At 54.4% G+C, this 20,573-nt stretch carries 23 protein-coding genes; 11 read left to right on the top strand and 12 right to left on the bottom strand.

Going from position 1 to position 20,573, the window contains the following annotated elements:
- Positions 1 to 138 precede the first annotated feature (138 nt).
- The 4 genes from rfaE2 to C8R31_RS08450 are packed head-to-tail and all read left to right on the top strand — an operon-like array spanning position 139 to position 4,355.
- Complete coding sequence (gene rfaE2, locus C8R31_RS08465; RefSeq protein ID WP_107693644.1) at positions 139 to 1,614, top strand: D-glycero-beta-D-manno-heptose 1-phosphate adenylyltransferase; 1,476 nt, start codon at positions 139 to 141, stop codon at positions 1,612 to 1,614.
- A 14-nt stretch (positions 1,615 to 1,628) separates the two neighbouring features.
- Positions 1,629 to 2,714, top strand: a complete 1,086-nt coding sequence (locus tag C8R31_RS08460) for a glycosyltransferase family 9 protein (protein ID WP_107693643.1) — start codon at positions 1,629 to 1,631, stop codon at positions 2,712 to 2,714.
- On the top strand, positions 2,699 to 3,505 hold the full coding sequence (locus tag C8R31_RS08455; RefSeq protein ID WP_107693642.1) for a glycosyltransferase family A protein: 807 nt from the start codon (positions 2,699 to 2,701) through the stop codon (positions 3,503 to 3,505). The genes C8R31_RS08460 and C8R31_RS08455 overlap by 16 nt, the downstream gene beginning before the upstream one ends.
- Positions 3,506 to 3,563: 58 nt before the next feature.
- Positions 3,564 to 4,355, top strand: a complete 792-nt coding sequence (locus C8R31_RS08450; RefSeq protein WP_181320514.1) for an inositol monophosphatase family protein — start codon at positions 3,564 to 3,566, stop codon at positions 4,353 to 4,355.
- Between the two features lie 66 nt (positions 4,356 to 4,421).
- Here C8R31_RS08450 and C8R31_RS08445 read toward each other — a convergent pair whose 3' ends face one another.
- Positions 4,422 to 4,880, bottom strand: coding sequence for a YbhB/YbcL family Raf kinase inhibitor-like protein (locus tag C8R31_RS08445; protein WP_107693877.1), 459 nt, complete (start codon positions 4,878 to 4,880; stop codon positions 4,422 to 4,424).
- Positions 4,881 to 5,009: 129 nt separating this feature from the next.
- Between C8R31_RS08445 and C8R31_RS08440 the strand changes: the two genes are divergently transcribed.
- Entirely contained in the window at positions 5,010 to 6,026 is a 1,017-nt protein-coding gene (locus C8R31_RS08440; RefSeq protein ID WP_107693640.1) for a glycosyltransferase family 9 protein, read from the top strand.
- Positions 6,027 to 6,162: 136 nt separating this feature from the next.
- Complete coding sequence (locus C8R31_RS08435; RefSeq protein WP_258192638.1) at positions 6,163 to 6,966, top strand: glycosyltransferase; 804 nt, start codon at positions 6,163 to 6,165, stop codon at positions 6,964 to 6,966.
- On the opposite strand, the gene C8R31_RS08430 is transcribed toward C8R31_RS08435, so the two are convergent.
- From C8R31_RS08430 to lgt, 9 genes are all read right to left on the bottom strand, one after another.
- Complete coding sequence (locus C8R31_RS08430; protein WP_146164574.1) at positions 6,938 to 8,107, bottom strand: glycosyltransferase family 9 protein; 1,170 nt, start codon at positions 8,105 to 8,107, stop codon at positions 6,938 to 6,940. The two genes, C8R31_RS08435 and C8R31_RS08430, sit on opposite strands and share 29 nt — an antisense overlap.
- 65 nt (positions 8,108 to 8,172) lie before the next feature.
- Entirely contained in the window at positions 8,173 to 8,367 is a 195-nt protein-coding gene (locus C8R31_RS08425) for a DUF2795 domain-containing protein (RefSeq protein WP_107693637.1), read from the bottom strand.
- A 200-nt stretch (positions 8,368 to 8,567) separates the two neighbouring features.
- Positions 8,568 to 8,936, bottom strand: a complete 369-nt coding sequence (locus tag C8R31_RS08420; protein WP_107693636.1) for a DUF393 domain-containing protein — start codon at positions 8,934 to 8,936, stop codon at positions 8,568 to 8,570.
- An 80-nt stretch (positions 8,937 to 9,016) separates the two neighbouring features.
- Positions 9,017 to 9,367: a DUF4156 domain-containing protein gene (locus tag C8R31_RS08415; RefSeq protein WP_107693635.1), complete on the bottom strand. Its 351-nt coding sequence runs from the start codon at positions 9,365 to 9,367 to the stop codon at positions 9,017 to 9,019.
- 147 nt (positions 9,368 to 9,514) lie between these two features.
- Complete coding sequence (locus C8R31_RS08410; protein WP_107693634.1) at positions 9,515 to 9,847, bottom strand: YnfA family protein; 333 nt, start codon at positions 9,845 to 9,847, stop codon at positions 9,515 to 9,517.
- Between the two features lie 147 nt (positions 9,848 to 9,994).
- A complete protein-coding gene (locus C8R31_RS16760) occupies positions 9,995 to 10,099 on the bottom strand; it encodes an antibiotic biosynthesis monooxygenase (RefSeq protein WP_219907486.1) in 105 nt (34 codons plus the stop codon).
- Positions 10,100 to 10,316: 217 nt separating this feature from the next.
- A complete protein-coding gene (locus C8R31_RS08400) occupies positions 10,317 to 10,985 on the bottom strand; it encodes an SRPBCC family protein (RefSeq protein ID WP_258192636.1) in 669 nt (222 codons plus the stop codon).
- On the bottom strand, positions 10,982 to 11,590 hold the full coding sequence (locus C8R31_RS08395; RefSeq protein WP_107693633.1) for a class I SAM-dependent methyltransferase: 609 nt from the start codon (positions 11,588 to 11,590) through the stop codon (positions 10,982 to 10,984). The genes C8R31_RS08400 and C8R31_RS08395 overlap by 4 nt, the downstream gene beginning before the upstream one ends.
- Before the next feature lie 6 nt (positions 11,591 to 11,596).
- Positions 11,597 to 12,454, bottom strand: coding sequence for a prolipoprotein diacylglyceryl transferase (gene lgt, locus C8R31_RS08390; RefSeq protein ID WP_107693632.1), 858 nt, complete (start codon positions 12,452 to 12,454; stop codon positions 11,597 to 11,599).
- 302 nt (positions 12,455 to 12,756) lie between these two features.
- On the opposite strand from lgt, the gene ilvD reads away from it, so the two are divergent.
- The 5 genes from ilvD (at position 12,757) to C8R31_RS08365 (ending at position 18,426) form a co-directional block, all read left to right on the top strand.
- On the top strand, positions 12,757 to 14,430 hold the full coding sequence (gene ilvD, locus C8R31_RS08385) for a dihydroxy-acid dehydratase (RefSeq protein ID WP_107693631.1): 1,674 nt from the start codon (positions 12,757 to 12,759) through the stop codon (positions 14,428 to 14,430).
- 35 nt (positions 14,431 to 14,465) lie between these two features.
- Positions 14,466 to 16,565 carry a thioredoxin domain-containing protein gene (locus C8R31_RS08380; protein ID WP_107693630.1) on the top strand — a complete coding sequence of 700 codons (2,100 nt, stop codon included), beginning with the start codon at positions 14,466 to 14,468 and terminating at the stop codon, positions 16,563 to 16,565.
- A gap of 17 nt (positions 16,566 to 16,582) precedes the next feature.
- On the top strand, positions 16,583 to 16,894 hold the full coding sequence (locus C8R31_RS08375; protein ID WP_107693629.1) for a c-type cytochrome: 312 nt from the start codon (positions 16,583 to 16,585) through the stop codon (positions 16,892 to 16,894).
- A 145-nt stretch (positions 16,895 to 17,039) separates the two neighbouring features.
- A complete protein-coding gene (locus tag C8R31_RS08370) occupies positions 17,040 to 17,801 on the top strand; it encodes a YdcF family protein (protein ID WP_107693875.1) in 762 nt (253 codons plus the stop codon).
- Between the two features lie 208 nt (positions 17,802 to 18,009).
- Positions 18,010 to 18,426, top strand: a complete 417-nt coding sequence (locus C8R31_RS08365; protein WP_107693628.1) for an OsmC family protein — start codon at positions 18,010 to 18,012, stop codon at positions 18,424 to 18,426.
- 75 nt (positions 18,427 to 18,501) lie between these two features.
- Here C8R31_RS08365 and coq7 read toward each other — a convergent pair whose 3' ends face one another.
- Both coq7 and C8R31_RS08355 read right to left on the bottom strand, forming a co-directional pair.
- Positions 18,502 to 19,128, bottom strand: coding sequence for a 2-polyprenyl-3-methyl-6-methoxy-1,4-benzoquinone monooxygenase (coq7, locus tag C8R31_RS08360; protein WP_107693627.1), 627 nt, complete (start codon positions 19,126 to 19,128; stop codon positions 18,502 to 18,504).
- Positions 19,129 to 19,161: 33 nt separating this feature from the next.
- A complete protein-coding gene (locus C8R31_RS08355; RefSeq protein ID WP_107693626.1) occupies positions 19,162 to 20,568 on the bottom strand; it encodes a (Fe-S)-binding protein in 1,407 nt (468 codons plus the stop codon).
- Between the last annotated feature and the right edge of the window lie 5 nt (positions 20,569 to 20,573).

Below are 20,573 nucleotides of genomic sequence, written 5' to 3'. Positions count from 1 at the left end.
GAAGTGGGGCGCATCTTAGGCGCAATGGTGCGCGCCTCTTGCCATCAACGGTGCGGTTGAATTGGCTATTTATCAGATTCAGCTGATCGGGGATTCCTGGTTCCTGGTGTTAACGAGGCTCAGGCAAAAGGAGACAGTATGAATGGCGATTACCTTGCCACTATCAATCACTTCAGTAATTTAAGTGTACTGGTGATTGGAGATGCCATGCTTGATGTTTATATGGATGGCTCCGCCGACCGGATTTGCAGAGAGGCGCCCGTTCCAATAGTCGATATCAGAGACGTCAAAACAGTGCCGGGAGGAGCCGCGAATACCGCCGCGAATCTGGCGCAGTTAGGTGCCAAAGTTCACTATATATCCGTTGTGGGGAGCGATCACGAGGCCAAACTGCTAAAAGATGCGCTCGCTGGCCATGGTCTCGATACTTCGCTCGTTTTAAGCGATCCGGTGCGCCGGACAATTACTAAACAACGGGTAACTGCGGGTAATCAACTGCTCGTGCGTTTCGACTCCGGCACGACCGAAGCAATACACCCTGACTACGAGCGGCAGGTCATCGGCAATCTGAAAAACAACTTTCACCGGGTTGATGCCGTCGTTGTGTCGGACTATGGCTATGGCATCTTGACCGATAAGGTCATTGGCGCCCTTGGCGCTTTGCAACACAAAAAGGAAAGTATTTTAGTAATTGATGCAAAGTCCCTTGATAAATATAGCCACCTGCGGGCCACGGTTGCAAAACCCAATTACCAGGAACTTGTGAGACTCCTTGCAATCACCGAACCAGCCGCAAGCGGCAAGCGGTCTGAGCAAATCAGACGCCATGGCCAGCGGCTTTTGAAAAAAACAGGAACGAAGTATGTCGCGGCCACGCTTGATATTGAGGGCGCGCTGCTGTTTCAGCACGGCAAAGAACCCTACCGTACCTTCTCAAAGCCGGTGGAGAACACCAAGGCTGCCGGCGCCGGTGATACGTATGTGGGCGCTCTCACCCTTGCGTTGGCAAGCGGTGCATCCATCGAAGTTGCCGGCGAGATCGCCAAGTCGGCTGCTGTGGTCATACTACAAAAATCCGGCACTGCTACCTGTACGAAGAGCGAGTTGAGTCATTACCTGGGGAATGGCAGTAAATATACTGATGACTGGCAAGAATTAAAAAACCGCATCGATCATCTGAGAAAAGAGGCCCGGCGCATCGTATTTACCAATGGGTGTTTCGATCTGCTCCACAGTGGGCATGTTACCTACCTCGACCAGGCTCGGACGCTAGGCGATGCCCTGGTATTAGGTCTGAACTCCGACGCAAGTATCAAACGTCTGAAAGGAAACAACCGGCCCATCAATAATTTAAGTGAACGTATCCGCATCCTATCCGGGCTGGAGTCAGTGACATTCATGACGTCTTTCGAGGAAGACACGCCTATAAGCCTGCTCGAGGTTATTCAGCCTGATCTGTATGTAAAAGGCGGCGATTACACTGTCGACAACCTGCCCGAAGCGCCCGTGGTACTGGGCTATGGTGGAAAAATCGAAATCATGCCTTTTGTCCAAGATCGGTCGACAACGAACATCATTTTGAAAATTAAAAGTCTTGATACGCAAACCGCATAGTCAGAAAGCGAACCATGTTCTCTGATGCCTGGGGGAATTACAAGAACATACTATGTGTGCGTCTTGATAATATGGGCGATGTGCTGATGAGCCAGCCCGCAATTCGGGCGTTGAAACAATCTGCTTTGGGCAGGCAAATAACCCTGCTGACATCCAGCGCAGGGGCAACCGTCGCTCCCTTTATACGGGAGGTGGACGCAATTATCTCGTTTGATGTCCCGTGGGTTAAAACGGACGAAATCAATGGGGAGCAACAATTGCTGGCGCTCGCCGATAAGTTGAGAAGCAGGCGGTTTGACGCAGCCGCGATTTTTACGTCATATAGCCAGAATCCATTGCCTGCGGCCATGCTGTGCTATCAGGCAGGTATCAAAGCCGTGCTCGGTTACTGCCGCGAGAATCCGTATCAGCTCATCAGCCACTGGTTACCTGATAAGGAGCCGCTGGATTACATTGTTCATGAGGTTCGACGACAGCTCGAGCTGGTCGAAACGGTAGGAGGAGCGACGTCGGATACAGCACTGTCGCTCCAGGTTTCGGAAGAAAGCCGGCAAACAATTCAGGCCAAGTTAGTTGCACTTGGGATCCGTACGGATAAGCAATGGCTCGTGCTTCACGCCGGGGTAAGTGAAGAAAAGCGCCGCTATCCTGCGGATGAGTATATAACCGCGTGCCGCTCGCTCATGGAACAAGGTCACAAGGTTGTCCTTACGGGTAGCAGCAGCGAGCGAAGTTATGTTGGCGAAATTGCCCATCGGCTCGGCGACGGCGCAGTTAACCTGGCGGGCGAATTATCAGTTGCAGAACTTATCGCGTTGATCGCGGCTGCGCCGGTTTTAATTTCGAATAATACCGGCCCCGTCCATATTGCTGCCGCCGTCGGAACGCCCGTCGTGGTGCTATATGCAAAAACCAACCCTCAGCACACGCCGTGGAAGGTATTGAACCGCGTGCTCTATTTTGAAGTACGCCCGGAACTGCGGACGAAGAACCGGCTGCTTCAGTCTTTCCCGGAAGTATCCGCACCTCGGGCTTCGCCTCAGGCGATTACGACAGCGGTTAATGAACTGGTAAGGGATGAGTTATGCGAGAGCGAATAACTGTGCTGATTCCCTCTTATAACCGGCCCGGTGCTCTTGCGGTCACCCTCACCGGACTTTGTTTTCAGCAGTTCCGCGATTTTACCGTCGTCATTTCCGACCAGAGCGATAGCGCACTCGTTTATCACGATTCTTCCGTCCAAACAGCAATCAGGTTACTGGAGAAAAAAGGGCACCCGGTGCGTCAATTATCCAACTCCCCGAGGCGCGGCATGGCTCAGCAACGTCAATTTTTGCTGGACTCTGCCGAGTCCCCGTACTGCCTCTATCTCGATGATGACGTTTTGCTGGAGCCTTTTGTCGTCGGCAATATGTCACAGGCCCTCGGGGAAGAACAGATTGGATTTGTGGGACAAGCGCTGATCGGAATGTCATTCAATGAGGACTATCGGCCGCAGGAAGAGGCAATCGAGTTATGGGAGGGACCGGTTGAACCGGAATTCATCACTCCCGGGGGTTCAGGATGGCAGCGCTACGCGCTGCACAATGCAGCGAATATCCTCCATATTCAGGAAAAATTACGACTCACTCCAGATATGCAAAAAAAATACAAGGTGGCCTGGGTCGGTGGCTGCGTACTGTATGACACTGTAAAACTGCGCGCAACCGGCGGATTTGAATTTTGGAGAGACGTACCGGAAGAGCATGCTGGAGAAGATGTGCTCGCCCAACTGAGAGTCATGAAACGCTATGGGGGGTGCGGTCTTATCCCATCCGGAGCTTATCATCAAGAAGTACAGACGACCGTGACGAACCGAAATTTTGACATTCCAAGGGAGCTGGCTCTGTAAACCTGCGAGAACGCTCTATTGATACCTTCTGGCACGAAAAGATGAGAGCAATCATGGCGTGTTTAACGACAATTCCCTGAAGACGACGAGATTGATTGAAAAAATAGAGAAAATAGCAGTGAGCGCGGGTGAGATCGTTAAGCGCCACTATTCGCGGGGAGTCGCAAATGTATTTAAATCTGTGCGGCAGGTAGCGACCGATGCTGACAAGGAGTCTGAACAGCTGTTGAAAGAAGGGCTTTTGAAAATATATGCGTGCGGGTTTTATGGAGAGGAAGGCGGCGGTGATATTTCCCACCACGGCGACCACTGGATTGTTGATCCACTTGACGGAACAGAAAATATGAGCGGCTATCCTCCGCTTCTTGCTGTCTCGATTGGACTGCTCCGTGACGGAAAACCTGTCCTCGGGGTCATCTATGATCCAATACACGCAACCTTATACAGCGCCCAAGAAGGTGAGCAAGTAAGAGTGAACGGAGAGGCTGCATTAGCACGCACTCAAGTCGACCCAGCGAAAGCTATTGTCGCCCTCGATTTTTCTTCGCGAATGGAAACCCGTCCGCAGACACTGCAGCAACTTGCGCGAGTGTTGGAACGAGCCCGCGCAGCGAAGATTTTTGGGGCACCCGCTCTATCTCTGGCAGAGGTAGCTGTGGGAAGGCTCGATTTGTTCTTCCGTCCTTCCACCAAGCTATCGGATATGGTCGCGGGTATCTGTATGGTTAGAGCATCAGGAGGAAAAGTAGTTGATTATGGAGGTAGGGATTGGACAATGGATTCAGAAGGCGTTATAGCCGGCTCGACCCAAATGGTCGAGGCCTATCTTCCTTGCTTCAGGCAGGCGTGAGCCGATGTTCTATTGATACGGGAAACTGCGCGCCCAGCTTTGGGTATACCCTCCTGAAACGGGAGTTTATGATTCAGCTTTTGTTCCTTCGCAAAGACCGAGGAGCGTCGCGGACCCCACAATATAATCCTGCATAGTTGCTACTACCTGTTTTTTATCCGCTTTTGCGGTCAGGTCAAGCAAAGTATCGAGAGCAAATATCTGAAAGTAGTAATGGTGGACGCCACTGAAATACTTGGAGCAAGGACCCTCATACCCGTGGGTTCCGCCATTGGCAATACCCTCGGTGCCACCCTCAGGGATATGACCGGGAGGAACGGACGTTGTTGTCGGGGGAATATTAAAAACAAGCCAGTGGATCCAAGGATTCGGGGCGGCGTCGCGGTCTTCCACAAGAAGAACGAGGCTTTTGGTTCGTGGCGGAATATCGCCGAACTCGAGAGGGGGACTTATATTTTCTCCGTTGCAGGTGTAGGCAGTGGGGACATGGGCATGAGCTGGAAATGCAGGACTGGTAATAAACATGAAAAACTCCTTTCCTAATGGAATGGCCGATATATGGTTGAAGGCACAGTTTTCGTCAGAATGGATTCCGCCTCGCATGGATTACCGGACGGCCAAGCGAAACCGTAAACGGGAATCACGAAGAACACTATGGCTCAGGTGACCGGGTTCCCCATAAAAAAAATCGCGATCTTCCGCGCGCTGAAGCTGGGTGACTTCCTGTTGTTTACGCCCGCCTTGAAAGCTATCCGGAGAGCGTTCCCGCAGGCGGTGATCGATTATGTCGGCCTCCCCTGGAATAGAGAGCTTGTAAAGCGCTACGCTCATTACATTGACAATTTTATCGAATTTCCGGGTTTTCCCGGCCTGCCGGAAAACCGATTCCGGGCCGAGGACGTCCCTGCCTTTCTATCCGGCATGCAACAGCGAAAATACGACCTGGTTTTGCAAATGCACGGAAAAGGCAACGTATCGAACCTTCTCGTGTCCCTTTTCGGCGGGAGGGTAGTGGCGGGATTCGCGAGTAAGGAAGCATACCGGCCTAACCAGAATTTCTTTCTGTCATATCCAGCGGAGCAGCCTGAGTTGCTGAAAAGCCTCGATTTGCTTGAGTTTCTAGGCATCCCTCATGATGATAAAGCCATGGACTTTCCATTATTCGACACGGACTATGAAAAATTACTGGCGTTGGAAGAATATTCATCCGTTAGCCTCGGGCCGTATGCCTGTGTACATGCTGGAGCCATTTCTGCAAAGCCATGGCCTGTAGAACATTTTGCCGCGGTTGCAGACAGTTGTATAGAGCAAGGCTTGCAAGTTGTTTTGACCGGCACAAGGCAGGAAAAACCGCTGACGCAAGCGGTAATGCAAAAAATGACAGGCGCGGGGATTGATCTGGCGGGTAAAACTGATATCGGAACACTCGCGGCTCTTATAAAAGGTAGCCGGGCAGTTGTCGCAAATGACACCGGGGTTGCACATTTAGCGGTATCAGTTGGCGCGCCAAGCGTGACCGTCTTTACAACTACCGACCCGTTGATTTGGGCACCACTCCAACAAGTTCGACATCGCGTTATAGCGGGAAGCGCTGTCAGGACGCCTGAAGCAGCTATCCTTGCCACTAAAGCATTACTGAACCAGAGAGGAGAGACTCATAATACAAACTAAATTACGGGTTCTTACCTGGCATATTCATGGTAATTATCTGTATTACCTTACCCAGGCCCCGTTTGAATTTTTACTACCGAAAGGAGAGGGCGAAGGTTATGGCGGCCGGCTGCCTGGGTTTGACTGGGGGAGCAACGTGCACGATATCCCTGTCGGCCAGGTGAAGGATCATGATTTTGACCTGATACTTTTTCAACACCGCAAAAATTACGAGGTTGACCAGCACGAAATATTGTCGGAACGTCAGCGCCGCCTCCCGAAAATCTATCTTGAGCACGATCCACCGCAGGAACATCCCACCAACACCAGGCATTGGGTGGACGATCCTTCGATACTGCTGGTTCACGTCACCGATTTTAACCGCTTGATGTGGGACAGTAACCGGACCCCGACGACGGTCATCAATCATGGCGTAATTGTTCCGGAGGACGTGAGATATTCCGGTGAGCATCCGAAAGGCATCGTGGTGGTAAATAATATACGGAAACGCGGCCGCCGTTTGGGACTGGATGTATTCGAGAAGATCCGAGCACAGATCCCTCTGGACCTGGTAGGAATGGGAGCCGCCGACCTTGGCGGCCTGGGTGAAGTGCCACATGACGCGCTCCCATATTTCGTAGCAAGATACCGTTTCTTCTTTAATCCAATTCGCTATACCAGCCTGGGTTTATCGGTTTGCGAAGCAATGATGACTGGGGTACCGATCCTGGGGCTCGCTACCACGGAAATGGCAGCGACGGTTGAAAACGGTGAAACCGGCTATGTTGAAACAGATGTGGACAAGCTAATCGAGCGAATGCGCTATCTGATAGATTACCCCGAGCATGCCCAGCAGCTGAGCCGAAATGCCAGAGCGTATGCTCGTCGCCGTTTTAATATAGAACGATTCGCGGGTGAGTGGCAGGGGGTTGTCAGTAGCTTTGTCGAAAACGCACGGTAGCTTCTTCCGGCGGCAATAATTCCGCCGCAAAATTAAGGACCTCTGCGACTGGCACGCTCTCAACAAATGAGCAGGAATGCTCGCAGTGGTCTGTTATCGGCTGAAATGGCCAGGGTGAAATCGGCTTGGTTCCACAGTTGGGACATTCAAGTTGCCAGCTTATTGCCAGACGATGATTGTTCCGGGTCAAGGGCCCCCAGTTAAGCACGTTGGGCGCCCAAAAAATCCCGATTGTCTGCGCGCCGACTGCCCGCGCCAAATGGAGCGGTCCCGTATCGTTGCTGATGACGAGCGAGCTTTTCCGTAAAAGCGCCGCTAACCCGCCAAGTCCAAGCGAAGTGCAGGGGATCGCGGCACGCTTCATTGCCTGCATCACGCTTGTTACGATCTCTTCTTCTTTTGGCGTGCCTGTTAGAACAACCTGATACCCCGCTTCTATAAGCTCATCAGCCGAGGTGGCGAATTTCGCTGCTGGCCAGACTCTGCGAAGGTCATCAGCGCCAGCATGCATGATGACGTAGGGCTTTCCTTTAATGATTTCTCTAACGACAGCCGTTTCTTGCTCATCTGTTTCTGTAACCTCAACCTGAGGTTCCAATCGCGTCGTACGCGCCCCAATCAAAGCGACCACCTCCAGATTGCGCAGAATTTCACTCTGGTAATGCACATAAGGAATAAAGCGATCGATGGGCTCCGCACCTTGATTGCGAAGTCCTACCGTGAGGCCCCCCCCGAGCCTGTTAATAAACGGATTAACCGCTTTACCATCGCCTTGCAGATGTATAACAACTGCAAATTTTTCCGCCCGCATTGCCTTGTAGAACTGTTCTACAGCGGTTGATTGAGCCGCTTGTCCCACGCAGGCGGCGCGATCTTTCATTGCAACCGCACTCTCATCGTTGACCCCAGCGAGTTGGGGTACACTGATCACTCTATCAACGGCCGAGGGGCGCGCGGATAGAAATTCCTTTGCCCAAGGCCTTGCCAGCAGCGTTAACTCGGCGTCAGGGTACGTTGCTTTGATCGCTCCCAACGCCGGCAAGGTGACAATAAGGTCACCCAGTGCCTTGGCATGCAGAACGGCAATCTTGTGCGGCGTCCCACCCAGCAAGCGCTGGCTCAAGTCACTCGGGATAATCAATTCTCGCTTTCGTCATCTCGCCGATATACCGTCTCGACTCGCTTAGAGAGATCCCATCCGGGAAATTACTCAATTTGGCCGATTGCTTTACTGACATCCGCAGGCGTCTGAAAGCTCTCCTCTGGTAGTTGCTCGAGTGTTTGCACTACCTTGTCGTCGGCACCCTTGGATTTCGCGTGCTTCACAATTTCGTCTTTCTTCGCCGGGTAATGCATGCCGGCCAAAAATTTTTGTACTTGAATAGGGTTAACTGTCGCCATAGGTCCTCCCTTCATTGGTTAGTTCATGGATGGGATTCAGCTAGAACTCAAAGATCATTCGAGATTTTCCTTTGAATTTCAGGATAGACCACATATCAGCTGTGTGCAAAAGCACCTACCGCCATTGCTTCCACAATAGCGTTGAAGTCAGACGACAGCGGGAAAATTCTGCCTGTGGCCGGACTGGGGATGGCCTTTGTCTACCAATGTCCCTTGGCACGATTCCAATGGTAGAGCAATTTGGCAAAAGCATTGTAGGCTAGATATGTGATCTGTCTGAGGACGGGCAACCGCAACAGTTTCGCCAACCAGCGCTGCCCGGGCGTTTGCAGCCAGAGGCGGGTGAAGGCGTCGGCGCCAATGTCGAGCCGGCCATCCTCGGCTTTGACATGCAAGCGCTCGCGGACCTGCTCCAAGGGAGCGCCTACCTCCCTTGCCGCTTCCGGATGGGTATGGACATCGATCCACTCAACATCCTTGACACCGCAGGCCTCCATACGCTGGCGCTGGTCCTTGATCCCCGCATTGCAAACGGGGCAGGCGCTGTTGTAGTAAACCTTGGTGGACATGCTCCAGTTCCCGGCACGTTGTTTCTCGCCACATCAAGCTCAAATGGGGTCAGAGCTATTTTTGCTTCAAGGCCTTTTCGTTACTCACAGCGATAGACTACGCCTAATACCGTGGTATTTGAAGTGCCCTTGCTGCCCCATGCATTGGTATTACTTGAATCCTGTACCCAGACGTAGTTTCCGCCCATTTTAGCCGCCTTGTTGCGGAGATCATTTCTGGCGCCAATAAGCAGATTCTTATTGGATGTATAGTCCCCCGTAAACCAGTTCCCCTGCGAGCCGACGACATCGCCCAGCGGCTTGCAATTACCGGACGGCTTTTCGGTCACAAGCTCGACAGTCTTTCCTCCCGGTGTGGTAGGAATAGCGGAACAGCCCAAAAGAAGGGCTGACAGAACAACTGGCAATGCAATGTTCGTTTTTGCAATCATATACTTTCTCCTCTAATCCCAAGTTTTTAGTCCGCCCGGACCATTTTGTGTATAAAAATTAATTTTGACCATTGTCAGCCTGGAAGATACCTCTTGACGATTGAATCTTACGACACTTCTCAACATAACCCCCGTCTGACGGGGCGCTCAGGCCTGTCGCGGCCCAAACATAATGATCGCCATGCCTGCGAGCGCCACTAGAGAACCTGCCACATCCCACGCCGTAGGCTTGATGCCGTCAATCGCCCACAGCCACAGCACTGCCGTGAAGATATAAACGCCCCCATAAGCGGCATAGGTCCGGCCCGCAGCCGTCGGGTGAAGAGTAAGCAGCCAGGCAAACAACGCGAGACTTGCGGCGGCCGGGATAAGAATCCAGGCACTGTGGCCCTGCTTGATCCAGAGGTAAGGCAGGTAGCAGCCCACGATTTCCGCAATGGCTGTAGCAAGGAAGAGCAAAAGAGTTTTCAGCTCAAACACTGTTTAGCCATCCTAAGCAGTTCACAGCTATCCGGTAACGCGATATCTGTTGATTGCGGGCGCCGTCGCAACAAGTGGTAAAGCCTTGGCAAAAGCATTCTGCACATGAGCGCTCCCCATATGGCTATCGATAGCCAAACCATTTGCCTACTCTTCAACAACGGTGAAGTCGCTCGGGTCAGCCTCGTTTTGAAAAAGCTGATAGCTGACGCAACCGCGTTCTTTGCGTGTTTCCTCTACATGGCGCAGCAAAACGGACCTCAGCTCGTCATTTTCTCAGAGCGCGCAGTTATCCTGGCCAGCACCCTTGCACTATTGTTGTTTTCCATGCTTCGTCTCTCATCGCAAATTTTGGTAGAAATCAGGAAACCGGATCCCTGCCGCCATGTCCCATGGCCCCGCGTGCATCACCCCTATTCTATCGCGACCAATTTTGCCTCGGCGATCTAATGAGAACGCCTCCTTTTTTTTATTTCTCCGCACGCGCTTTCTCGATGGAGCGCGTCATTACAGCCTTGAAGAGCTTGGGTATCGCGACGGTGTTCGACATATTGGCGACAAAGTCCGGTATCAGACCGCCTGGATTCGTCAGAAGCGTATAGGTGAGCCGCGTGCGTGTACCTCCACTGATCGGTTCGGCGACCCATGAGCCTTCGTTAAGCCTGATCCTTACCACGCCTTTAACCTCGGGCTCGGCGTCAGGGCGCGCGGTCCACTCGCTGCGGAACACGCCGCTGTTTGCGGGCGTCCCCCGCGTCATCCTGAACTTCAGAGGATAATCCCGCTCGCTCACGAAAGGCGGCGCAATCCGGTTATAGGCCACAACTTCACTGTCGTTGTTACGGCTAAGCACGCGCGATTCGATTACATACGGCATGAAATCAGGGTAATTTTCGAAGTCGTTGACAACATTAAAAATGACCTCCGGCGGTGCCTCCACCTCGGCGATTGCGACAATCCTGCGGCCCTTCTCCACGTCCTTGGTAAAAATGACAAGCTCTCCTGTACGGTAGGCTTCGGCCCAGCCTGCCCCGGGGCTTTGCACGTCCAGAGACCACGCGACGGGGACGGCGCACCCTAATAGCAGGCCGGCGCCAGAGACGGCGAGACGGTGCATGAGCTTGATCACGCTGCTCATCCGGTCGATCCCGCCTTGATCAAAAGAATGCTGCGAAACCAGCCCCGGCCCAGGACCGGCGTATCGCTGACACTCTTCAATTCCGGCACAGCAGCCAGCACTTCTTCAAAAACGACATCGAGTCGCGTAACGAGATGCTGGGATAGAAGATTCAACGTTCGTCTAAACCATGCCGTCTCACTCGGCTTGAGAAATTTATCCAGTATCAGCACGCTGCCGCCCGGCTTCAATACGCGCGCTGTTTCTCGCAAGCAGGCGCGTCCATCGGGAACAATCGCAAGGATCAAATGCAGCACGACATGATCGAAACATTCGTCCGCGAAAGGCAGAGACATGCTATTGCCCTGGACCAGGTTCATGTGAAGATTTCTTATGCGCGGCTTTACTCTATGTAACATGGCAGCCGTGAGATCAAGGCCGGTATAAGCATGTCCTGGTGGAAGATGAGGGAGATCGAGCCCGGTGCCGATACCGCTGATAAGAATGTCCTGGCTCCCTTGCTGTGGCAGTTGCGCCAGGCTTGCTGCACGCAACCCGCCGCCCGCGGTTGCAAGCAAGGCGTCGTAAAGCGGTGCGATGATCGTGTAGGAACGGCGCAAGGACATGAGCTTCTACTGGCGGTTCCGTTTCCGCGCGGCAGCTGGTCTGCCCGCTTTTTCCGCAATCTCCCGCCCAGGGGGCGGCGCGGGCCGAGTACGATAAGCCCAAACGATCATGAGCACCCCTGCCACGATCATGGGTAGTGACAGCCATTGGCCCATACTGATACCTAACGTCAGCACGCCCATAAAGCCATCATCCGGTTCCCGGAAAAATTCCGCCAATGAACGGAATACGCCATAGCCGGCAAGGAACATGCCGGAGACCGCGCCGACTGGTCTCGGGTTCGCCGAATAAAGCCACATCAATACAAAAAAGGCCAGCCCTTCCAGCGCAAACTCATATAATTGGGATGGATGCCGCGGGAGCGCGTCCACATCTGGAAAGATCATGGCCCACGAAACATCGGTAGGCCGCCCCCACAACTCAGCGTTGATAAAATTTCCGATGCGTCCCGCGCCCAAGCCCAAGGGTACCAACGGCGCGATAAAGTCCGTTACCGCCAGCCACGGCAGCTTATACTTTCGCGCCAACACTGCCATCGCGGTGATCACCCCGAGGAACCCGCCATGGAAGGACATTCCCCCCTGCCATACGGCAAAGACCTCGAGAGGATGCTGCAGGTAATAGCCCAACTGGTAAAATATTACGTGGCCCAGGCGTCCGCCTAAAATTACCCCCAGCACGCCATAGAACAGCATGTCATCGAGCATGTTGGTGGTAAATGCCCCTCTGGGGTTCTGCTTGATGCGGTATCTACCCAGCAGTATGAAAAGGGCAAATCCCAACAGATACATGAGCCCATACCACCGGACCGCAAGCGGGCCGAGATGGATGGCAATGGGGTCGAATTGGGGATGGACGAGCATGGTCTTCCGCTTATTTGAGGTAAAATACCTGTTGATCCGGTGAAGCGACAAATGTCATACCGCTTGCGGGCTGCATACTGTTGGCTTGGGCTAAATGCGGCTTAAGCCCGGAATGATGTAACGAATATGTATTTCTGGTGCCGCTGAGCAATTATACATACGGCGATCCCGTGCGCCCTAGAGGGCATGGAAAAAGACGCCTCTGAATGGTCTTTCTTTCCCTGCTAGGTTGAGATTCAAGCCTTTGTTCAATCCTCGACAATTGAGGCACTTCAGGTTTTTCGATATTTTTAGGAGCATACATGCCAGACAACCAACGCAGCCGGGCGATTACCCAGGGTGCGCAGCGTTCTCCCAACCGCGCCATGCTGCGAGCGGTCGGTTTCAGTGATACAGATTTCGACAAACCCATTGTCGGCGTAGCCAATGGTTTTTCGACCATCACCCCCTGCAACAAGGGATTGAATGAGCTGGCGCTAAGGGCGGAGCACGCCCTGAAAAAAGCCGGCGCGATGCCGCAAATGTTCGGCACGATTACCGTCTCCGATGGGATTTCAATGGGAACGGAGGGCATGAAGTATTCGCTGGTCTCGCGAGAAGTAATTGCGGACTCAATTGAGACCGCGGTGCAGGCGGAAAGCATGGACGGCGTGATTGCGGTGGGCGGTTGCGACAAGAACATGCCGGGGGCAATGATCGCGATGGCGCGGATGAACGTCCCCGCGATTTTTGTGTATGGCGGGACCATTAAGCCGGGCCATTACAAAGGGCGGGACCTCACGATTGTGAGTGCGTTCGAGGCGGTCGGGCAATATACCGCGCACAAGATAGATGAAAAGGAACTGCTTGAAGTCGAGCGTCATGCATGTCCCGGCGCCGGTTCCTGCGGCGGCATGTTCACTGCGAACAGTATGTCCTCGGCTTTCGAGGCGATGGGCATGAGCCTGCCGTACTCTTCCACCATGGCCGCAGAAGATGATGAGAAGGGCGAGAGCGCTGCCCGCTCTGCGGAAGTGCTCGTTGAAGCCATTAGAAAGCAGCTGCGGCCGCGGGACATTATTACCCGCAAATCCATCGAAAACGCAATTGCTGTAATCATGGCGGTCGGTGGCTCAACCAACGCGGTATTGCACTTCCTGGCCATCGCTCATGCGGCCGAAGTAGCGTGGACTATCGACGATTTCGAACTCATACGCGGCAAAGTCCCGGTCTTGTGCGACCTTAAGCCTTCCGGACGGTATGTTGCAACCGATCTGCACAAAGCCGGGGGCATCCCCCAGGTAATGAAGATGCTGCTCGAACATGGCCTGTTGCATGGCGACTGCGTGACAATCAGCGGTGAGACGGTGGCAGAAATACTAAAGGATGTGCCGTCGGCACCGCGCAAGGATCAGTACGTCATCCGGGAGTGGGACAATCCCATGTACGCCCAGGGCCACCTCGCCATACTCAAAGGCAATCTTTCCACGGAGGGTTCGGTGGCAAAAATTACCGGGGTCAAAACACCAAAGATTACCGGGCCTGCCAGGGTTTTCGAATCGGAAGAAACATGCATGGCGGCTATCCTCGCGCGTCAGATCCAACCGGGTGATGTGGTCGTTATCCGCTATGAGGGGCCCAAAGGTGGTCCAGGCATGCGCGAAATGCTCTCCCCCACTTCAGCCCTGATCGGCGAAGGTCTCGGCGATTCAGTCGGTCTTATTACAGACGGTCGTTTTTCAGGGGGGACGTACGGGATGGTGGTCGGCCATGTCGCACCCGAGGCTTTCGTTGGCGGTACCATCGCACTGGTGCACGAGGGGGACTCAATTACTATCGATGCCGAGAAAAGGCTGCTGCAACTCAATGTTCCCGAGGATGAGCTTGCGCGCCGCCGCGCGGAATGGACACCACCGCAGCCGCGTTATACGCGCGGCGTCCTCGCCAAGTACGCCAAACTGGTTTCGACCGCCAGTCTGGGAGCCGTGACGGATTAACGCGCGGCTTGACTCGTCCGTGCCGGGGTAAAACCATGCCCAATCATCTTGCCAGCGAAACAAGCCCCTACCTCCTGCAGCACGTGGACAATCCTGTGGACTGGTACCCATGGGGGGACGAGGCGCTGGCGCTCGCGCGCGCGCGCAACAAGCCGATATTGCTTTCCGTCGGCTACTCGGCCTGTCACTGGTGCCATGTCATGGCCCATGAATGCTTCGAAGATGCTGAAGTTGCCGCGGCGATGAACCGCGACTTCATCAACATCAAGGTGGATCGTGAGGAGCGGCCGGATATTGACCAGATTTACCAGACCGCCCACTACATGCTTACCCAGCGTAGCGGCGGCTGGCCTCTGACGCTGTTTCTCACGCCCGACCAGAAGCCTTTTTTCGGTGGCACGTATTTCCCTAAAACGCCGCGGCATAGTCTGCCAGGTTTTCTCGACCTGCTGCCGCGCGTCGCCGAGGCCTATCATACTCGCGGCGCGGATATCGAGCGCCAGGGCACCTCGCTGCTGAAATCATTCGCGAACATGCTGCCGTCAAAAAGCGCCGCTGTCCCCGCTTTTTCAGAGCAACCGCTGGACCAGGCGCTGGTGGAACTGGAGAACCGCTTCGATTCCACCAATGGCGGGTTTGGCGAAGCGCCGAAATTTCTCCATCCCACGGAACTGGAATTCTGCCTGCGCCGTTACTTTGCCACGCGTAATCATGGCGCGTTGCGCATGGCCACCCTCACGCTGCAAAAGATGGCCGAAGGCGGCATTTACGACCAACTGGGCGGGGGCTTCTGCCGCTATAGCACGGACCCGTACTGGCGTATTCCGCATTTCGAAAAAATGCTTTATGACAACGGACCACTGCTGCGGCTGTACGCGGATGCCTGGCTTGCCACTCACGATCCGATGTTCGAGCGGGTGGTCGATGAAACAGCCCGATGGGTCATGCGCGAAATGCAGCCGCCGGCAGGAAACGAACCAGGAAAAGCCACAAGTGGTGGAGGTTATTACTCAACCTTGGACGCAGACTCTGAAGGTGAGGAGGGCAAGTTCTACGTGTGGGAGCGCAGTGAGGTAGCGCAGCTTCTGCCTTCCGAGGAATATGCCGTAGTTGCTCTCTACTATGGGCTTTCGAGTCACCCCAACTTTGAACACAGGCATTGGAACTTCGAAATTGCGCAACCGATTGCCAACGTTGCGCTTGCTGTCGGCATCAGTCTTGAAGAAGCGCGACAGAGACTCGCGTCGGCGCAGGAAAGCCTCTTCAGCCAACGCGAATTACGCGCGCGCCCGGGCCGTGATGAAAAAATACTCACCAGCTGGAATGGGCTGATGATAAACGGGATGGCGCACGCCGGGCGGGTATTCGGTCGCCGCGACTGGATTCAATCAGCCGCCCGCGCCGTGGATTTTATCCGCACCACGCTATGGAAAAACAATCGCCTGCTCGCGACCTACAAGGATGGCAAAGCGCATCTCAATGCCTATCTCGATGATTATGCCTTTCTGCTGAATGGCTTGCTGGAACTGATGCAAGCTGAGTTTCGCCGGGCTGATCTCGAATTTGCTGTCGCGCTGGCCGATGTGTTATTGGAGCAATTTGAAGATCCCGCGGAAGGAGGTTTTTTCTTTACCAGCCACGACCATGAAAAACTGATCCACCGTCCCAAGCCAGGCCATGATAATGCCACACCCTCCGGCAACGGGATTGCCGCATCCGGGTTGCAAAGGCTAGGACATATTCTCGGCGAATCCCGTTATTTGCAGGCGGCGGAGCGCACCCTGGCCTTGTTCTATCCCACGATATCGCGTTATCCCAGTGCGTGTTGCAGCCTGTTGACAGCGCATGAGGAATCTCTCTTTCCACCACAGCTCGTTATCCTGCGTGGTCCGGGGCAAGCGTTGAAAGAATGGGAGGACGCGCTTCGGGTCGGTTCTCCATATACGCTTGTGTTTGCGTTGCCTTTGGAACTTATCGATCTGCCGCTGAGTCTGAGTAAACCGGCAGGAGTGAATAATACTGTCAACGCCTGGGTCTGCCACGGCGTTAAATGCTTACCGGCGATTACGGATGTGCATGAATTGCTGCGCATCTGCGAAATTCACGGTAAGATAGGGGCCCCTTTCTATAATTAACGGATAAAGGAGTGAGTATGAGAGCTGTCTGGATGGGAATGGTTGCGGCATCAGCCCTGTTGATGGTGGGCACCGCGCAAGCAAACGCGGACTTGGCAAAAGCCAATGGTTGCACAAACTGCCATACTGTTGACAAGAAATTGGTCGGCCCTGCATTGAAAGACATTGCCGCCAAGTATAAGGATGACCCGAAAGCCGAAGCATACCTGGCAGATAAAATTAAGAAAGGAAGCAACGGCGTGTGGGGTCCAGTACCGATGCCCCCGAATGCGCAAGTTAGCGATGCCAACGCCAAAGTTCTGGCAGCATGGGTTCTGACGCTTAAGTAACTTGAAATTGATTCACAAAAAAGCCGGCGCAATGTCGCCGGCTTTTTATTTGTAACCACGGAAAAAAGGCTGCCGCACGATAACGCTGGGGAGACGCATAACTTGGCGTCATACCGGTGAAGTGCGCCCTCAGGGTGCGTTGATCATGAGCTGGTTTGCGACCAACTTGGCAAGCGCGTTTCTGCTTCCGCCATTCAATCTCATTCTGTTGGGCACAGCAGGAGTGCTGCTGCTGAGGCGCAGACCAGGGTTTGGCAAGTCGCTGGTGATAGCCGCTTTGGCTTTGCTTTATTTGCTGTCCATCCCGCTCGTCGCAGACGCCCTTCTGCAGACACTGGAGTCAACCCCTAGCCGCAGGGCACTGGAGAATGACATCCAGGCCGTTGTCGTGCTGGGTGGCGGCACGTACTACGACGCCCCGGAGTATGGTAGCAATACAGTGGGGCGATTTAGCCTGGAGCGTATCCGTTACGCCGCATGGCTGCACCGGCACACGGGCAAGCCAATATTGGCGACCGGCGGCGACCCTGCTGGCTATGGTTCTGCTGAAGCGACGCAAATGAAGCGCGTGCTGGAACAAGAATTCAAGGTCCCGGTGAAATGGATCGAAACCGCTTCGCGCAACACGCGTGAGAATGCCTACAACAGCTTTGCCATACTACAAGACCACGGTGTTCACCATATCGCGCTCGTCACTCATGCCTGGCACATGCCCCGAGCGGCAATAGAGTTTGAACAGGCCGGATTCAAGGTCAGCCCCGCGGCTACCGGCTACACAACGCGTCATAAAACGAACATTTTTGTACTCATTCCCGCAGCTGGGGCATTGCAAAAAAGCAATTTATTCTTCCACGAACTCATCGGCATGGGGTGGTACAGGCTCATGCCAGCCGCGAACTCGCTGTGAACGGCTGGAAGCATTGACGATGACATTCGGACCTATTCTGCCGGATAAATCGAGCCACCGGTGCTGTAAGGCAAGCCACTCGCAAACACTCTTTGTGGAGGTAGCTGATAAAATCGGAGAATTTCAGGTAAGCGCTGGCCAGTTCCGCGATAGGAACCGTGGCATCTGCCATTTTTTACGGGACTGAATCTTTTGGGAGGGGAATCACATGCAAGCACGAATCAAGTGGAAGGATGGAGCGAGCTTTCTGGCCAAATCCGGAAGTGGTCATACGGTGCTGATGGACGGACCGCCGGACGCGGGCGGCAAGAATTCGGGACCGCGCCCAATGGAAATGTTGCTGATGGGAACCGGCGGTTGCGCGGCCTTCGACGTCGTGATGATCCTCAAAAAGGGCCGCCAGGATATCAGCGATTGCGTGGTGGAAATCGAAGCTGAACGAGCCCCTCGGGAACCCAAGGTGTTCACCCGCATTCACTTTCATTTTATCGTGACAGGAAAAAAACTGAACGCTGGACAGGTTGAGAGGGCGATTAGCCTCTCTGCAGAAAAATACTGCTCGGCTTCGATAATGCTGGCAAAGACGGCCGAACTGACACACGACTTTGAGATCGTGGAGGAATAAGATCAGTTGTTCGGGAAACGGGATAACGACAGGGACAACTGATCAGCGGCAACTTATCGGCGAGCAGCGGCGGGCTTAAACCCAGTAGGCGGTTCTCGTCATTACATTCGAGCCCAGCTTCATCATCAGTTTCACCGGCGACGGCAACTCGGCGCCACCGTGAGCCATCGCAGTCGTGGCGTGCCCGGCTTCGTCTATCTGCATCTGCGCGACGATGGCGCGGCTTTTTCCATCGTTGTGCGGCAGTCGCTTCAAATGTCCAGCCAGATGTGACTCCACCTGGCGCTCGGTTTCGGCAAGAAATCCGAGATTCCACTTATCGCCCAGCATGCCGGCCAGCGCGCCGATGGCGAACGACCCGCCGTACCATAATGGATTCAACATGCTTTTGCGTCCGCTCAATTCAGCAATCCGCCGCTCGGTCCAGGCAAGGTGTTCGGTTTCTTCACGCGCTGCCTGTGCCAGCGTTTCCTGTACGTTCGCATCGTGCGCAGTAAGTGCCTGTCCTTGATATAGCGCCTGCGCACAAATCTCCCCGACGTGATTCACGCGCATCAGGGCGGTTGATTGACGCTTCTCCCAATCGTTCAACTCGCTTTCGGGCAATTCAGTTCCCGGCACTGGCCGCAGTGTTTGTGCAGGCGTCAGCAATGTGCGTAGCGCATGGTCAAAACCAATGATGAATTTGTCGATGTTGGGCATGGAGTCCCCCGTAAGCAATATGAAGCGGAATTGTTATAATTGTATACCCATTTGCCGCGATATCAGAGTAACTGGATGCACGACCTCGATCTCGGAGCCTGCTTGGCGCAAGGCACTTCCGATGTGCATGGCGCAACCGACGTTGGATGTGGCGAGGTAACGCGCGCCGCTCGCCTTTAGCGCGGTCATCTTGTCATGCAGTAGCGGCGCCGCCATCTCCGGCTGATCAATAAAATATGTTCCGGCGGCACCACAGCACTGATCATTACCCGCCAGGGGCGTAATCAGCGCCCCTGGGATGCGCGCGAGCAATGCGTATGCATGGGCCGAACCTCGCAGTACATTTCGCAGGCTGCAGGGTTCGTGTACTGCAATTTTATGCGGCAAAGGAGCGAGTTTTACCTCATCCCATCCTTCAGCCGCCGCCAGAAAAGCGCCAATGTCCATGGCCTTCGCTGAAAATTTTATGGCTGGCCTTCGGGATTGCCCGGCCTGAGCTGCGTCGTCTTGCACCTGAGAACGTAAGCTGGACGGTTGCAAGAATGACGATAAACCGTATTCCCGCAGCTGGACGCCACACCCCGACGCGGTACTAAGGATCGCGTCCAGATTCAACTCATTGAAGGCCGCAATGTTCTGAAGCTCCAGCTGCTTCGCCGTGGTTCTGTCGCCGCTGTGCTGATGCAAGGCGCCACAGCAGGTTTGCGCGCGCGGCACATGGACCGTGTAACCCAGTCGATTGAGTACCAATATTGCCGCGTTAAGCGTGATAGCGTCCGTCAGTCGGGCGACACAGCCGAGAAAGAGGCCGACTTGTCCACGCGGTTCCGCCACAGCGGGATAAACGGGCTGCCAGGTACGCGAATCCACCATGCCGGATGAAGCAGCCGGTGTGTCGATGAATGGCAGCTGCGCCTCGAGCACGGCGAGCGCCGTTCCGCCGAATATGCCGGACTTGCGACTCCATTTTTGCAGGCCGCTGCGCTGGTAAAAACGCAAAAATGGACGCAGCGCGTCAAGCCGCCCGGGTTTAGCGATGAACTCGCGTTTGATCCATCCCTGCAGTCCGGCTTTTCGCATCTCAGGATCTCCTCGAGGGAGATCACGCTCCGAGTCCATCAGCGCACGCGTGTTGTCGATTAATTGGCCAAAGCGCACATGATTGGGGCATGCCGCCTCACAGGCGCGGCAGGTAAGACAACGGTCGATATGCAGCGCAAACCGCTCATTCATGGGAACCCGGCCGCCCATGACGCCCCCTATGAGGGCAATGCGCCCCCGCGGTGAATCGGCCTCGGACAAGGTGATACGGTAGGTGGGGCAATGCGGCAGACAAAGGCCGCATGCGACGCAGCGGTTAGCTTCGGCGCTTATTTCGGCGCGTTCGCTGGTCCGTTCGGAGGCGGATGAAACGTCAGGTGGAAGATCAGTTGCGTTCATCGTTG

This window comes from Nitrosospira sp. Nsp2 (genome assembly GCF_003050965.1).
In the GTDB taxonomy this organism is placed as follows: domain Bacteria; phylum Pseudomonadota; class Gammaproteobacteria; order Burkholderiales; family Nitrosomonadaceae; genus Nitrosospira.
The sequence above is the reverse complement of the archived record's forward strand: the minus strand, read 5'-3'. Positions and strand labels throughout refer to the sequence as shown.

Coding starts and splice junctions, on each gene's coding strand:
- ilvD (WP_107693631.1), top strand. CDS start 12,757: ATGCCAGACAACCAACGCAGCCGGGCGATTACCCAGGGTGCGCAGCGT.
- lgt (WP_107693632.1), bottom strand. CDS start 12,454: ATGCTCGTCCATCCCCAATTCGACCCCATTGCCATCCATCTCGGCCCG.
- C8R31_RS08355 (WP_107693626.1), bottom strand. CDS start 20,568: ATGAACGCAACTGATCTTCCACCTGACGTTTCATCCGCCTCCGAACGG.
- C8R31_RS08415 (WP_107693635.1), bottom strand. CDS start 9,367: ATGATTGCAAAAACGAACATTGCATTGCCAGTTGTTCTGTCAGCCCTT.
- C8R31_RS08420 (WP_107693636.1), bottom strand. CDS start 8,936: ATGTCCACCAAGGTTTACTACAACAGCGCCTGCCCCGTTTGCAATGCG.
- coq7 (WP_107693627.1), bottom strand. CDS start 19,128: ATGCCCAACATCGACAAATTCATCATTGGTTTTGACCATGCGCTACGC.
- C8R31_RS08445 (WP_107693877.1), bottom strand. CDS start 4,880: ATGTTTATTACCAGTCCTGCATTTCCAGCTCATGCCCATGTCCCCACT.
- rfaE2 (WP_107693644.1), top strand. CDS start 139: ATGAATGGCGATTACCTTGCCACTATCAATCACTTCAGTAATTTAAGT.
- C8R31_RS08400 (WP_258192636.1), bottom strand. CDS start 10,985: ATGAGCAGCGTGATCAAGCTCATGCACCGTCTCGCCGTCTCTGGCGCC.
- C8R31_RS08455 (WP_107693642.1), top strand. CDS start 2,699: ATGCGAGAGCGAATAACTGTGCTGATTCCCTCTTATAACCGGCCCGGT.
- C8R31_RS08380 (WP_107693630.1), top strand. CDS start 14,466: ATGCCCAATCATCTTGCCAGCGAAACAAGCCCCTACCTCCTGCAGCAC.
- C8R31_RS08375 (WP_107693629.1), top strand. CDS start 16,583: ATGAGAGCTGTCTGGATGGGAATGGTTGCGGCATCAGCCCTGTTGATG.
- C8R31_RS08460 (WP_107693643.1), top strand. CDS start 1,629: ATGTTCTCTGATGCCTGGGGGAATTACAAGAACATACTATGTGTGCGT.
- C8R31_RS08395 (WP_107693633.1), bottom strand. CDS start 11,590: ATGTCCTTGCGCCGTTCCTACACGATCATCGCACCGCTTTACGACGCC.
- C8R31_RS08365 (WP_107693628.1), top strand. CDS start 18,010: ATGCAAGCACGAATCAAGTGGAAGGATGGAGCGAGCTTTCTGGCCAAA.
- C8R31_RS08425 (WP_107693637.1), bottom strand. CDS start 8,367: ATGGCGACAGTTAACCCTATTCAAGTACAAAAATTTTTGGCCGGCATG.
- C8R31_RS08370 (WP_107693875.1), top strand. CDS start 17,040: ATGAGCTGGTTTGCGACCAACTTGGCAAGCGCGTTTCTGCTTCCGCCA.
- C8R31_RS08440 (WP_107693640.1), top strand. CDS start 5,010: ATGGCTCAGGTGACCGGGTTCCCCATAAAAAAAATCGCGATCTTCCGC.